Raw genomic sequence first — 14,159 nt, 5'->3', positions numbered from 1 at the left:
CCATGCTGCACTTCACCGGCGTCCCGCTGCAGACCCTGCTCCAGATCGGCGCCCTCGCCGGGGCCGTGGTCGTCGTCTTCTACATCCTCAAGCTGCGCCGGCGGCCCGTCGCCGTCCCCTTCTCGAAGATCTGGGAGCGCGTCCTCCGGGACAAGGAGGCGACGAGCCTGTTCTCGCAGCTCAAGCGGCTGCTCTCGCTGCTCCTGCAGCTCGCGCTGCTCGCGCTGCTGCTGCTCGCGCTCGGGGATCCGCGCCCGCAGGCGAACCTCGTCGAGGGGCGCAACATCGTCGTGCTCATCGACGCGAGCGCGAGCATGCAGGCCATCGACGTCGCGCCCTCGCGCATCGAGCTCGCGAAAGAGGAGGTCAGGAAGATGGTCCGCGGCCTCTCCGGCAGCGACCGCATGCTGCTGGCCCAGATGGACGCGGCCGTCACGCCCCTGTCCACGCTCACCGGGGAGATCGCCGACCTCGAGGCCGCGGTCGCGGCGGTGAAGCCGACCGACGCGACCGCCGACTTCGCGCGCGCGCTCCGCTTCGCGGGCGACACCCTGAGCGGGCTGCCGTCGCCGGAGATCATCGTCGTGAGCGACGGCGCGCTGGGCGAGCCGGCCGACGCCGGCGGGCCCGTGCGCCTCGGCGACGTCAAGCTGTCGTTCCTGCCCATCGGCAAGGGCTCGCGGAACGCCGCGATCACCGGGTTCTCGGTGCGGCGCTACCCGCTCGACAAGAGCCGCTACGAGGTGATGCTCGAGGTCACGAACACGAGCGACGAGCCGCTCGATCTCGAGCTGTCGCTGCTCGGCGACGGCCAGCTCACCGACCTGACGCGCATCCGGCTCCAGCCCAAGGAGAAGCTGCCCCGCTTCTACCCGAACCTCTCCGGCGCCTCGAAGACGCTCGAGGCGAAGCTCGCGCTGGCCGACGGCAGCTCCGACGACTTGCCCGCGGACAACCGCGCCTACGCGCTGCTCCCCGAGCGGCGCCGCGCGCGCGTCCAGGTCGTCACGGCGGGGAACATGTTCCTCGAGGCGGCGCTGCTGCTCGACGAGTACCTCGACGTGACGTTCGTCGAGCCGCAGCGCTACCCGGCGGCCGCCTCGTTCGACGTGACCATCTTCGACGGCGTGGCGCCGACCGTCGCGGCGGGCAGCGGCAGCCTGCTCTACCTCAACCCGACCGGGACGGGCCTCCCGTTCGAGGTGGGCAAGGAGGTCCTGGACGACGATCCGAACTACCGCCTGGGCTTCGACGAGCTCGACGCGAAGCACCCGCTCCTGCGCTACACGGCGCTCGGCGACGTGAACATCGCGCGCGCTCACACGCTCAAGGGCATCAAGGAAGACCGGGTCGTCGGACGGAGCTACAAGGGCCCGCTGCTCATCGAGGGGCGGCGCGGCGGCGTGAAGTTCGTCGCGCTCGGGTTCGACGTCCGCGAGAGCGACTTTCCCCTGCGGATCGCCTGGCCGCTCTTCCTGCTCAACGCGATCAACAACTTCGTCGAGGAGGACACGAGCTACATCTCCTCGTTCCGCACGGGCGTCGTCTGGCACATCCCGGCGTCCTCGTCCGCGGAGACGGCGAGCCTGGAGCAGCCCGACGGGACGAAGCGCATGGTCCCGATCCAGGACGGGCGCGCCGTGTTCCTGGGGCAGCACGCCGGCTTCTACACGCTGCGCGTCGGCGGCGCTGGCGCGGAGGAGGAGAGCACGTTCGCCGCGAACCTCTCCGCGCCGCAGGAGAGCGCGATCGCCCCCGCCGCCGAGCTCAAGGTCGACGGCCGCGGCGCGGGCGCCGTGAGCGAGTTCAAGATCGGCGTTCGCCGCGAGCTCTGGGTCTACCTGCTCGCGGCGGTGCTCCTCGTGACCGCGATCGAGTGGTTCACGTACCACAGGAGGGTGACGGTGTGAGCGCGTTCCGTGGCCGCAAGTTCCGCGTCGTCGCGTGGGCCATCACCTGCGTCGCCCTCGGCGGGATCCTGTTCTGGGCGTACCGGAAGTACGTCCTCCTCCATCCGGATCCGACGCTCACGTGGGTGCGCGAGGGGGTGAAATACGAGCTCCTCAACCCGAAGATGCTCGGCGCGCTCCTGCTCGCGCCCTGGTTCGTCGGGGTCCTCGCGGGGTCGCTCGCCGACCTTCCCCTCCCGCAGCGCGTGCTCTCCGTGCTGCTGCGCATCGCCTTCGTCGCGCTGATCGCGCTCGGGCTGTCGCGGCTCGCGAAGACCGCGACCACGGAGAAGGTCGCCACCATCTACCTCATCGACGTCTCGGAATCCGTGACGGACGAGGCGCTCGACGACGCGCGCGCGACGCTCGACAAGGCCTTCGCCGAGAAGCCGGAGGACGGCGTCATCAAGGTGATCACGTTCGCGCGGCGCCCGAGGCTCGTCGAGCGCGCGGCCGGCGAGGCGGCAGGGGGCGACGCCGAGCGGCGCGCGCCGGCGATCGGCCGCCACCTCGACGAGAAGGGGCAGCGCGGCGATCTCGGCGCGGGATCGAACCTGCAGGCGGCGCTGCAGCTCGCCTACGGCCTGTATCCGCCCGGCCACCTGAAGCGCGCCGTGCTGATGTCGGACGGCGTGCAGACCGACGGCGACGTGCTCGCCGAGGCCAACCGGGCGCGCGACTTCGGGGTGCGGCTGTTCTCGATCCCGTACCGGCGGCCCGCGCCGCCCGAGGTCGCGGTGCGGGAGCTCAGGATGCCGGACCGGGTCAAGGTCGGCGAGACGTTCGAGATCCACGCCGATATCTACGCCAGCCGCGCCACGAAGGCGCGCGCGCGGTTGTTCCAGGGGGAGGCCCTCAACGGCCTCGAGGGCATCCGGGATCTCGAGCTCAAGGCGGGGCCGAACGACGTCATGTTCAAGAGCGTCGTGCGCATCGCGGGGCAGGTGACCTACGCGCTCGAGCTCGACCAGATCGCGGACGACAAGTTCAAGGAGAACAACCGGTACGCGACCACCATCGACGTGCCCGGACGCCCGTCCGTGCTCTACATCGAGGGGACGCCGCAGCACGCTGGCCCGCTCTCGAGCGCGCTCACCGCGCAGCAGCTCGACGTCGACGTCAGGCCGCCGGCCGGCTTCCCCGGCTCCCTCAAGGAGATGGAGCGCTACGACTTCCTGATCGTGTCGGACACCCCGAAGGAAGCGCTCAGCCTGCAGGGACAGGAGATCATCGAGAGCTACGTGCGCGATCTCGGCGGAGGGTTCCTCTTCGCCGGCGGCGAGTCGGGGTACGGCCTCGGCGGCTGGTACCGCACGACCATCGAGCGGATCTTGCCGGTACGGATGGACAACGAGCGGAAGAAGGACATGCCGAGCATCGCGATGGCGCTCGTCATGGATCGCTCGGGGTCGATGACCGGGCTGCCGCTCGAGATGGCCAAGGCCGCGGCCAAGGCGACGGCGGGGGTCCTGGGATCGGACGACCTGATCGAGGTCATCGCGTTCGACTCGGCGCCGACCCGCTACGTGAAGATGCAGCCCGCGCGCAACCGCTCGCGCATCGCCGGTGAGATCGCGCGCATCCAGCCAGGCGGCGGGACCGAGATCTTCGCTGCCCTCGACGCCGCCTACCAGGACATGACGGTGACGCAGGCGCGCAAGAAGCACGTCATCCTGCTCACCGACGGCAAGGCGTCGACGGGCGGCATCCGCGACCTCGTGTCCGCCATGATCGCCGAGTCGATCACCGTGACCACCGTGGGGCTGGGCAACGATCTGGACGAGCAGCTCCTCAAGATGATCGCCGACGTGGGCGGCGGGCGCTTCCACGCGGTGCCAGACCCGAACAACCTGCCGCGGATCTTCACCAGGGAGACCGAGATGGTCGCGCGCGCCGCGGCCGTCGAGGAGTGGTTCCCGGTGACCCAGGTCGGCGACGCTGCGTTCCTCCGCGGCATCGACGTCCGCACCGCGCCGAACCTGCACGGCTACGTTTCGACCAAGCTGAAGCCATCGCCGGCCCAGGAGCTGCTCACGAGCGACACCGAGGAGCCGATCCTCGCGCGGTGGCGGGTCGGCCTCGGGTGGACGCTGGCCTGGACGAGCGACGTGAAGGCGCGCTGGGCCGTGGAGTGGCTGAGGTGGCCGGGCTTCGAGAAGTTCTGGGGGCAGCTCATCCACGAGCACATGCGCCAGAAGCACCGGCGCGAGCTCGACATGAAGGCCGAGATCGTGGACGGAGAGCTGCGCGCGTCCGTCGACGCGTTCGGGGCCGACGACCGGTTCGAGAACAACCTGACCTCCCGGCTCAGCATCATCGGGCCCGAGCCGGGCGGCACGACGCGGGTCGTCGACATGCGTCAGACCGCGCCGGGGCGGTACGAGGCGGCGCTCCCGCTGGACCGGTACGGCTCCTTCCTGCTGCGCGCGGAGCACCTGCGCGAGGCCGAGGACGGCTCCCTGCGAGCTGTCGCGGTCAGCTATGGCCACGTCTCGAACCCGTACCCGCGGGAGTACGCAAGCTTCGAGCCCGAGCTCGCGACCCTCGAGAAGGCTGCGGTGTCGACCGGCGGCGCGGTCGATCCGAACGGCGTGGCGGCCATCTTCGACCCGGCAGGGGAGAAGGTGACCTTCCACGAGGAGCTCTGGCCGCGGTTCATCTACGCCGCCATGGCCGTCTTCCTGCTCGACCTGTTCGTCCGGCGGGTGCGGCTCTTCGACCGGAAGTTCGTCGCCCGCCGGGGCCGCGGGCCGGGGGGACAGAGGCTCCCGGCTGTATGACATCGGGCCGGAGCTTCCCCGCCATGGGACGGCCCGGTAGCACAGCCGCGCCCTCATGACCGCCGATCCCCCGTCCCGCCCCGATTTCGCGCCTTGCGTGGGCGAGCTTTCGTCAGGTAGTCCCCGACTGCGCTGCATGGATCGCTGTGCCCCAGCCCGCCGGCCTGCACCATTTCGCGACGCGGAAGGGCCGTCTTGGGCTAGTTTCCCCTTATAGACCGGTGGTAGAGGAGCCCTGGAAAGCAGCGAAGGACGTGAACGCGCTCGAGGCCTCCACCTCTCGGCCTCCGGTAGGTCGTCCGCTCATCATCAGCGGCGATCCGCTCGCATCGCTCCGCTACCGGGGCGCTGCGGTGTCGTCCAACACCGCCCTCGGCCGGCTGCTCCGTGAGTCGCCCAGGGCGATCGCGGAGCTCCACGAGCAGGAGATCGCGCTCGGGATCGACGTGGTCCGGGCGCTCACGTCCGCGACGACGACGCGCGCGCTGGCGCCCATCGGCATGGCGTTCCGCGCCGCCGCGCTGACCGGGACCGCCGTCGAGCTCGCGAGCGAGGCGGCGGGCGCAGCCTCGCGCCGCGTGGCGGTGGCCGGTATCCTGGGCCACACTGCCGCCGCGCCCATGGCCGATCGGATTGCGGAAGATTACGCGGTCCATGCGGCCAGGCTCGCGGCGGCCGGCTGCGAGATCCTCGTCGCATGCGGCTTCGAGCCAGCCCAGGCGGCGTGCGTCGCCCCCGCGGTCGCGCGGCTCGCGCGCCGCGCCGCGGTGGTCAGCGCCAGCACGACGCAGCTCGCGACGTGGGCTCTCGTGGAGCTCGACGGCGCCGGGCGCACCGTCGACGGCGAGGGCTTCGAGGAGGTCGCCCGGGGAGCGCTCGACAGCGGCGCCGACGCGCTGCTCTTCGAGATCGCGTCGGTCGACCTCGGGCTCAACATCCTCCGGCGCCTCGAGGGCGTCGCCCACGAAGCCCAGGTCGGCGTGCTGCTCAGCGCCGACACGGCGCAGGCGGGCGGGGCAGAGCGCCCGGCGCCCGCCGAGGTATGCGACGCCTGGGCCGCATCCGCGATGCGGCTCATCGAGGCGGGCGCGCGGATGCTCGGGGGAGGAGCGGGGACAACGCTGGCGCACCTCGGTGCGCTCGCGAAGATGCTCCGCACGGCGCAGCGCGCGCCCCTGCTGAGGCGTGCGCTCTAGGCGAGAACGAAACAAACCGGAAACGTGATGATGGCCGACGCAAGCCACGCGAGTGAGTCGAAGTCTCAACCGTTGAAGACGTTCGACGATCTGCTGTTTCCCTTCCACGAGGCCGTGAAGCCCGAGTCGGTCCACCGGATCGGCGCCGAGGCGGAGAAGTTCGGGGTCGACGCCAGGACGGGCGCCGCCATCCCGTACGAGGGCGAGCGGAGCATCCTCTCCGTGCTCCAGGCGCTCGTCGAGCGGCACGGGTGGACGCCCGAGCACGAGACGCCCGACGGTCCGCTGATCGCGCTCGTCCGGGCCGGCGCCTCGGTGACGCTGGAACCCGGAGGGCAGCTCGAGCTGTCCGGGGCGCCCCTCGAGACCATCCACCAGATCTGCTCGGAGATGTCCGGGCACCTCGCGGAGCTGCGCGACATCTCCAGCGAGCTCAACTTCGCCTGGCTCGGCATCGGGTTCCACCCCTTCGCGTCGCAGGCCGAGCTCTCCTGGGTGCCGAAGGCCCGCTACGCGATCATGCGGCGCTACCTGCCGACGCGCGGGGCGCACGGCCTCGACATGATGCGCCGCACCGCCACCGTGCAGGCGAACTTCGACTACGCCAGCGAGGAGGGCGCGATGCGCGCGCTCCGCGTGGCGCTCCGGCTGTCCCCGCTCGTGACGGCCATCTTCGCGAACTCCCCGTTCTACGAGGGCGCGCTGTTCGGCGGCCGGAGCTACCGCGCCAGGGTCTGGCTCGACGTCGACCCCTCGCGGCAAGGGCTCGTCCGCAGCGTGCTCGAGCGCGGCCGCCGCTTCTCGGACTACGTCGCGTGGGCGGTCGAGGCGCCGATGTTCCTCATCAAGCGCGACGGCGAGGTGATCGAGAACACGGGACAGACGTTCCGCGACTTCCTCGAGCACGGCTGCCAGGGGCACCGGGCCACCCGCGCCGACTGGGAGATGCACCTCAACACGCTGTTCCCCGAGGTCCGGCTGAAGCGCACCATCGAGGTCCGCGGCGCCGACTCGCTGCCGGCCAACCTGATCTGCGCGCTCCCGGCGCTGTGGGCAGGCATCCTGTACGACGCGCGCGCGCTCGACGAGGCCGACGCCCTCTCCGAGAGCTTCCGGTTCGACGAGCTCGAGGCCGCGCGCCCGATGATCGCCGAGCGCGCGCTCCGCGCCACGTTCCGTGGCAAGCCGCTCGCGGCGATGGCCGAGCAGCTCGTCTCGATCGCCTCGGGCGGCCTCGAGCGGCGCGCGCGCCTGAACAAGAACGGCAAGGATGAGCGCGTCCACCTCGAGCGGATCAGCGCGCTCATCGCCAGGGGGCAATCGCCGGCAGATGCCCTCGTGGATGGGCTCAGCAACGACGACCCGGATCTGCGGAGTAAGATCCTCGATCGTGCGAGGATCTGAGCGCGGCTCGCCGCCCGGGGGGCGCGGGGGGCCTGGCGCACCGGGCAGAGGACGTCGACCTGCATGACGGTTGTTTATCTCCTAGGCACCGCGCTTCTGGTGCTCCTGAACGCGTTCTTCGTCGCTTCCGAGTTCGCCATCGTCAAGATGCGGCCGACGCGCCTGGAGCAGCTCGTGCGCGAGGGCGACGCGCGCGCGCGGCTCGCGCTCCAGATGTCGCAGCGGCTCGACGCGTACCTCTCCGCCAACCAGCTCGGCATCACGCTCGCGTCCCTCGGGCTCGGCTGGATCGGCGAGCCGGCGATCGCTCACCTCATCGAGCCGTACCTCGCGCCGCTCGGCGCGTGGGCGGGGATCAGCGCGCACGCCATCGCCGTCGGCATCGCCTTCATCGTGATCACGTCGCTCCACACGGTGATCGGCGAGCTCGCGCCGAAGTCGCTCGCCATCCAGCGCACCGAGAAGGTCACGCTCTGGGCGGCGCGGCCGCTGCACGGGTTCTTCGTCCTGATGTGGCCGGTGATCTGGGCGCTGAACTCGATGGCGAACGGGTTCGTCCGGCTGTTCGGGCTCCGGCCGGCGGGCGAGGAGGAGATCGCGCACACCTCGGAGGAGCTCCGGATGCTCTTGACCAGGAGCCCCGCGGGGCTCGACCCGGCGCTGCGCAGCATGCTCGTGCGCATCTTCGACCTGCGCCGGCGCACGGCGCGGCACGTGATGTCGCTCCGCTCCGACGCGGCGACCCTGCGCGCGAACATGACGATCGACGAGGCGGTGCGGATCGTCGCCGACGCCGGGTACTCCCGGTACCCGGTGCTCGACGAGCACGGCAAGAACGTGCTCGGCTACCTGCACCTGCGCGACCTGTTCGACGTCCTCAGCCAGCGCCGCCGCGCGACGCGCGTGGCCGAGCTGCTCCGCAAGCCGATCTTCGCGCGCGAGAACACGTCGGTCGAGCGTCTCCGCCTCGAGATGCAGGCGCGCCAGGTGCCGGTGGCGATCATCACCTCCGCGTCGGGCGAGTTCATCGGGCTCGTCACGATGGAGGACCTCATCGAGGAGATCGTCGGCGAGATCCGCGACGAGAACGACGAGGAGGTGCCGCCGATCCACCGGCGCGGCGGCGGCATCGTCGACGTCGACGGCCGCGTGCTGCTCGCCGACCTGGAGCGCGACGCGCACATCGTGCTGCTGCCCGAGGTGAAGACCGTCGAGACGGTCGGCGGCTACATGCTCGGCCGGCTCGAGCACCCGCCCGAGGCGGGCGAGCGGGTGGAGTGCGAAGGCTACACGCTCGTGGCGATGGATGTCGCTGGCCGGAGGGTGCGGCGCGTCCGCATCGTCCCGACCGAGGTCGCCGGGGGCGAGCGGTCGTGACGAGCGCCGCCCCCCGCGCCGCGGATCGACGAAACCGTGCCGTCCGTCGAGGGCGCCGCCCCGGGAGGTTCGCGGCGAGGCACGTCCCCCGGAACCGGTCGTCCGGGGGGCGAGCTGCACACGGATCCAGGTACAAAGTTCGGCGGACCGGTACTACGCTGGCTTCGTAAGTGGAAACGCTTGCAACTCGGATCTTGCGCGATGGCCCGGTGAACGAGCTCGACGCCGTCGGCTGGGCCATCCGTCTCGCGAAGCGGATCGAGGCGCTGCACGCGCTCGGCGTCGCGCACGGCGCCATCTCGCCCGAGTGCGTGCTGACGGCCGCGGTCGATCGCACCTCGAAGGCGATCCTGGCCGATCTGCGCCAGACGCCGAGCCGCATCGCCTACCAGTCGCCCGAGCGCGTCGCGGGCGGGACGCTGTCGCCCGGCGACGACGTGTGGGCGATCGGGGCGACGCTCTACGAGGTGCTCACCGGGACGAGCGCCTTCGGAGGCGGGAGCGACGCCGAGACGCGGCAGCGGATCGCGAGCTCGTCGCCGGCGCCGCTCGCCGTCTTCGACGTCGGCGACGACGATCTCCAGCGGATCCTCGACGACGCGTTCCACCGCGATCGCGCCGCCCGCACGACGAACGCCGCCGCCTTCCGGCGCGCCCTCGAGGAGTGGCACCCCGATCCCGCGGCGCGCACGCTGCTTCCGCTCGACGACGAGGACTCGACGAGCGACGAGGACGACGACGAGGTGCGCACGCTGATGCGCGTCGCGCCGCTGAGCTCCGCGCAGCTCGACCAGATCATCGCGCAGCGCGCGGCGGCCGCGTCGGCAGGCCAGCCGCCGCCGCCCATCCCGCCCGAGCGCCCGCAGCCGCCGACGGCGCTCGCCGGCGCGTCACCCCCGAGGCCGGGCGCCGCCCCGATGCCGCGGGCAGCCGTGGACGCTCCCGCCGCGCGCGCCCGCGCGCCGGTCCCGTCAGGACGCCTCCCGGGCATGGGGGCGGTCCCGCTGACGCAGTCGTTCGGGGAGGATCGCGACGAGGACGAGTTGACCGTCATGCGGGAGGGATCGGCCCTGGCAGCGCCGCGCTCCAGAGGGACGGCGTCCGTCGCGCACCGGGTGAGCGGCGTCGGGCAGCCTGGATCGGGCGCGGCGTCGCCGGCCAGCGGCCATCGAGAGCAGTCCGCCCTCGGCGTGCCAGCGCCGCCGTTCGCCGGGCGCGATCGCCCGGCCGCGGGGCGCGACGCGCTGGCGGGGCTGCACCTGCAGAAAGACTCCATGCCGTTCCTCGGCGATACCGACGACGACGACGGCATCCACGACGAGCCGACGCTGGACGCGCCCACGGTCGTCGACGACAGGGACGACGACGACGAGGACGACGTGCCCACGCGGAGCCGGGAGGCGCCGCCGTTGACGCCCGTCGTGCCGCGCCAGGCAGCGGCGGTGGCGCCGTTCAGCGCGCCGCAGGCGCTCGCCGAGGGCACGTCGAGAGGCCGCGCCCCCGCAGCGCCGCCCGAGCGCGCGGCGGGCGCGCCTGCGGCCGCCGCGTCCGGGAGCGCCGACGCGGGGAGCGGCAGGGTCCCCGGTCCGAGCGCCGCGGCCGCCGGCGCGCTCATCCCGCTGCAGCAAGCCTCGCCGCCCCCGCAGCGCGCCCTCGCCGCGCCGACGAGCGCGGCCCCCGCGCAGCGGGCGGCGCAGGTCTCATCCGCCGCGCCGTCGACCTCGCCCGTCGGGCGGCCCGACGACGGGGGCTTTGACACCGAGGCGCCGCCCGACCGCTCGGGGCGGCTCGGGATGGTGATCGCGGTGATCGTGGCGCTCCTCCTGGCGGCGGGGGCGATGCTGTTCGCCGCGGAGCTCGGCCTGCTGGGGGCCGCGCCCACCGCGCCCGGCAGGGGGGTGGTCGATCCGGTCCCCGCGCCGGCGGTCGCCTCGATCGGGGATGGCCTGCGGTCGGAGCGCCTCCTTGTGGAAGCTCTGGATCTGGGCGTCGAAGCCGCCCATGTCCACGCGCTGCATCGCCTCGGGCCGCAGGCCTGAGCGGCGCGCGATCGCCTCGGTCCGCTCGGGGAACGGCGAGATCCACACCAGCCTGCCGCCGGGCGCGAGGGCGCTCGCGGCGCCCTCGACGAAGCGGTCGAGCATCGCGTCGAGGTCCCCCGTGCGCTCCACGCGCCGCCCGAGGGGCGGGTTCGTCAGGATCAGCGTGGGCGCGTCGCCCGGGGGCGGCGCGCCGCACGCGTCGCGCTGGAGGAGCTCCGCGCCGCGCGCGCCCGCGGCGTCGAGGTTCTCGCGCGCGATCTCCAGGGCGCGGGGATCGCGATCCGAGCCCACGAGCCGCCGGTACGGCCCGAGCAAGGCGCGCTCGCAGAGCTCCAGGCCCGAGCCGACGAACGGATCCCAGATCACGTCGTCGCCGCGCACCCCGGCGATGCGCGCGAGCGCCGCCGCGATGGTCGGGTGCGACGCCGCGGGCACGTCGCCTCGGCGGTAAGCGAACCGCGGGTCGGGCAGGCGCGGCGCGAGCTCGACCCGGACCCGGCCGGCGCCCTCGTAGACGACCACGTCCCACGTGCTCTGGGTCGGATCGTTCACGAGCTCCGGGGCCTCGGCCTCCACCGCCGCGGCCACGCGGAACACCGCCGCCCGGCGCTTGCCGCCGCCGGCCCAGTCGATGCGGTAGCGGATCGCGCCGACGGTGAAGCGGCGCAGGATCTCGCGCGACTCCCGCGAGAGCAGCCGCTCGGCGACGGCCGCGGCGAGGTCGGCGCCCGCGTCGAGCTTCCGCAGCGGCAGCGGGAACGCGAACGACAGCATCGTGCGCGCCCCGAACAGGACGTCGAGCGGCCCGCTCAGCGTCGCCTCCACGCGCGTGCCGCCGCACGGATCGCTCCGGAGCTCGGGGACGAGCCCCCCGCCGGGAGACCCCTTGTCGAGCGTCGCGAGCTCCTCGGCGAGGATCGCCTCGAGCCCGCGCCGGCACCGCACCGCCACGCGCGCGGGGCGCTCCGGCGCGCGATCGCCGGCGATCTCCGACAGCTCGCCGCGCGACAGGGTTCGCCGGGCCAGGAGCTCGGCGCGCGCGCGCACGCCGGCGACAGCGTCGTCGCCGCCGAGCTCGGCCAGCGCCTCGAGCGCGGCGCCGCCGCCCACCTTGCCCAGCGCGTCGATCAGCGCGCGGCGGACGTCGGGCGAGCCCTCGCCGCGCGCGGCCTCGGCGAGCGCCTCGGCGACCAGCGGCCGCCCGGCGTCCGCCGCGGGCAGCTTGCCGAGCGCCACCGCCGCCATGCGGCGCGTGCGGCGATCGTCGTCGCGCAGGCAGGCGAGCAGGTAGCCGCGCGCGCGCTCGGCGAGCTCGGCGTCGAGCGGCGCGGCGGCCATCAGCTTGCCGACGAGCCGGGTGAGCGGCGCGCGCAGCGACGGCGCCGCGCCGGCGGCGCGATCGAGCGCGGCGGGCAGCGCGGCCGCGCCGGCGCGGCGCAGCGCCCGCTCGGCCAGCTCGGACGGCTCGCCGGCGGTCTCGAGCAGATCCATCAGGGCGGCGAAGTGGCGGCGGCCCGGCGTGAAGCCCGGATCGGAGAGGGCGCGCTGGAGGTCGGGATCGGGCGTGGCGGTGGGGCTCATCGGGTCTGGGATCTCCGCGTTCTCATGGGGATCCCGGCAGGTCGAGCCGGCCGGCATCCAGGACTCCTGCGCCGCTCGCCGCGCGCGGCCGACTTTCGCGACAAGCGCGGCGCTCCGGCAAGCTCTTTCATCGCCGGGCCTCTCGGCGCTCTCGTTTTCGGCCTCCGGGTCGCTAGAGTTCCACCATGCCGGATCCGAGCCAGGTCATCCCGCGAACGGCGTTGCCGCACGACGTGCTGCGCGCGGCGCTGGGCGCGCTCGAGGCGGGGCGGCGCGTGGTCCTCGCCTCCGTGGTGGCGCGGCACGGCTCGGCGCCGTCGACGCCCGGCCAGAAGCTCTGCCTCTTCGATGACCTCACCGCGATCGGCACGATCGGCGGCGGCGCCGTCGAGCGGGCGGCGCTCGGCATGATGGCGCGCGCGCTCGGCGAGCTCGCCAGCACGCCCAGGCTCGAGACGTTCCGCCTGGGCCCGAGCCTGGGCATGTGCTGCGGCGGCTCGGTCGAGATCCTCATCGAGCCGATGATGCCCGCCGTGCACGCCCTCGTGATCGGCGCCGGGCACGTGGGCGCGTTCGCCGCGCCCCTGCTGGCGTCGCTCGGCTTCCGGGTCACCCTCTGCGACGCGCGCGTCGCCGCCGCCGACCCGGCCCGCGTGCCGCCGCCCTTGCCGCTCGCCGGCGCGTTGCCCGCGCACGACGGCGCGCCGCGCGAGGCGGGGACGGCGCCCGGGGAGCAGGTGCGGCTCGTGCTCGCCGATCACGACGACCCCGAGGTGATCGCGGGCATGCCGAGGGACCTCGGCGAGGCGGCCGCGCTCGTCATGACGCACGACCACGGCCTCGATCAGGCGGCGATCGAGTGGGCGCTCGCGCGCGGCTTCGGCTACGTGGGCGGGGTCGGGAGCCGGGCGAAGGCGGCGCGCACGCGGGCGCGCCTCGAGGCGAAGGGGGTGCCGGAGAGCGACGTCGCCCGGGTCAGGATGCCGGTCGGCGTCGACATCGGGGCGCGCACGCCGGCGGAGATCAGCGTCGCCCTCGCCGCGGAGCTGGTCGCCTGGCGCGCGGGGCGGCAGCGCGCTCGATGGTCGCCGGTCGTCACGGCGCAGGCGGGGGAGGAGCAGGGCGGATGAAGAGCGTGATCACGATCGTGCTCGCCGCGGGCGCGGGCAAGCGGCTCGGAGGTCCGAAGGCCCTCCTGGCCTGGCCCCCGGCGACGAAGGGAGGGGTCGAGCGGCCGCTGGCGCTCGCGCACGCCGAGGCGCGCCTCGCGGCCGAGAGCGCGCGGGTGCTCGTGGTGGTGCGCAGCTCGGTCTTTCACGCGCTGCTGGCCCACGTGCGGCCGGGCGTCGACCTTGTCGCCTGGACCGCGCCGGACGACCTCGGCCCTGCGGGATCGCTGGCCGTCGCGGCGCCGCGCATCGGCGACGCCGACGCCGTCATCGTCACGCCGGTCGACGTGCCCCCCGCGAGCGCCGCCACGGTGGCGCGGCTGCTCGCCCGGCTGGAGGCGGGCGCGACCTCCGCGAGCTCGGCGCCGCCGCTCGCGGTGCGGCCGCGGCACAACGGCCGCGGCGGGCATCCGGTGGTGCTGCGCGCCGAGGCGCTCCAGCGTTACCTCGAGGCTGACCCACCGCCGCTCCGGGATCACCTGAGGGCGCTCGGCGACCGGTGCGTGGACGAGGAGGTGGACGATCCGGGGGTGCTGCACGACCTGAATGTCCCGGTCGACGTGATCCGCGTCCTCGGGGGCCCGCCGCGCTTCCTGGCCTGAAGGCGGCCGGGGCCGTCGGCGTCGCGCGGCGCGCCCGCTGTCGACGTGGCCCGGGGGAC

General features: G+C 73.6%; 8 protein-coding genes. 7 read left to right on the top strand and 1 reads right to left on the bottom strand.

Features of this window, described 5'->3' with window-relative positions:
• Window positions 1–2 precede the first annotated feature (2 nt).
• From WME76_RS28315 to WME76_RS28295, 5 genes are all read left to right on the top strand, one after another.
• Window positions 3–1,910: a vWA domain-containing protein gene (locus WME76_RS28315; protein ID WP_437955388.1), complete on the top strand. Its 1,908-nt coding sequence runs from the start codon at window positions 3–5 to the stop codon at window positions 1,908–1,910.
• Entirely contained in the window at window positions 1,907–4,729 is a 2,823-nt protein-coding gene (locus WME76_RS28310; protein ID WP_437955387.1) for a VWA domain-containing protein, read from the top strand. Before WME76_RS28315 ends, WME76_RS28310 begins: the two co-directional genes overlap by 4 nt.
• A 254-nt stretch (window positions 4,730–4,983) precedes the next feature.
• The gene (locus WME76_RS28305) at window positions 4,984–5,925 is read left to right on the top strand and encodes a homocysteine S-methyltransferase family protein (protein ID WP_437955386.1); all 942 of its coding nucleotides are present in this window, start codon (window positions 4,984–4,986) and stop codon (window positions 5,923–5,925) included.
• Between the two features lie 72 nt (window positions 5,926–5,997).
• Window positions 5,998–7,329 (top strand): glutamate--cysteine ligase, encoded by a 1,332-nt coding sequence (locus tag WME76_RS28300; RefSeq protein ID WP_437955385.1) that lies wholly within the window; start codon window positions 5,998–6,000, stop codon window positions 7,327–7,329.
• A gap of 63 nt (window positions 7,330–7,392) precedes the next feature.
• Entirely contained in the window at window positions 7,393–8,706 is a 1,314-nt protein-coding gene (locus WME76_RS28295) for a hemolysin family protein (protein WP_437955384.1), read from the top strand.
• A gap of 1,700 nt (window positions 8,707–10,406) precedes the next feature.
• Here WME76_RS28295 and WME76_RS28290 read toward each other — a convergent pair.
• Entirely contained in the window at window positions 10,407–12,329 is a 1,923-nt protein-coding gene (locus WME76_RS28290; RefSeq protein ID WP_437955383.1) for a HEAT repeat domain-containing protein, read from the bottom strand.
• 185 nt (window positions 12,330–12,514) lie between these two features.
• On the opposite strand from WME76_RS28290, the gene WME76_RS28285 reads away from it, so the two are divergent.
• Window positions 12,515–13,459, top strand: a complete 945-nt coding sequence (locus WME76_RS28285; protein ID WP_437955382.1) for an XdhC family protein — start codon at window positions 12,515–12,517, stop codon at window positions 13,457–13,459.
• Window positions 13,456–14,100 (top strand): nucleotidyltransferase family protein, encoded by a 645-nt coding sequence (locus tag WME76_RS28280; protein ID WP_437955381.1) that lies wholly within the window; start codon window positions 13,456–13,458, stop codon window positions 14,098–14,100. Before WME76_RS28285 ends, WME76_RS28280 begins: the two co-directional genes overlap by 4 nt.
• Window positions 14,101–14,159 lie beyond the last annotated feature (59 nt).

The sequence above is a fragment of the Sorangium sp. So ce119 genome (assembly GCF_051524405.1).
GTDB classification, from domain to species: Bacteria; Myxococcota_A; Polyangia; order Polyangiales; family Polyangiaceae; genus Sorangium; species Sorangium cellulosum_G.
This window is presented reverse-complemented; position numbering and strand designations above follow the sequence as displayed.

Bases quoted from the DNA above. Each gene is read 5' to 3' on its own strand.
- WME76_RS28315 (WP_437955388.1), top strand. From the start codon at position 3: ATGCTGCACTTCACCGGCGTCCCGCTGCAGACCCTGCTCCAGATCGGC.
- WME76_RS28295 (WP_437955384.1), top strand. From the start codon at position 7,393: ATGACGGTTGTTTATCTCCTAGGCACCGCGCTTCTGGTGCTCCTGAAC.
- WME76_RS28290 (WP_437955383.1), bottom strand. From the start codon at position 12,329: ATGAGCCCCACCGCCACGCCCGATCCCGACCTCCAGCGCGCCCTCTCC.
- WME76_RS28285 (WP_437955382.1), top strand. From the start codon at position 12,515: ATGCCGGATCCGAGCCAGGTCATCCCGCGAACGGCGTTGCCGCACGAC.
- WME76_RS28280 (WP_437955381.1), top strand. From the start codon at position 13,456: ATGAAGAGCGTGATCACGATCGTGCTCGCCGCGGGCGCGGGCAAGCGG.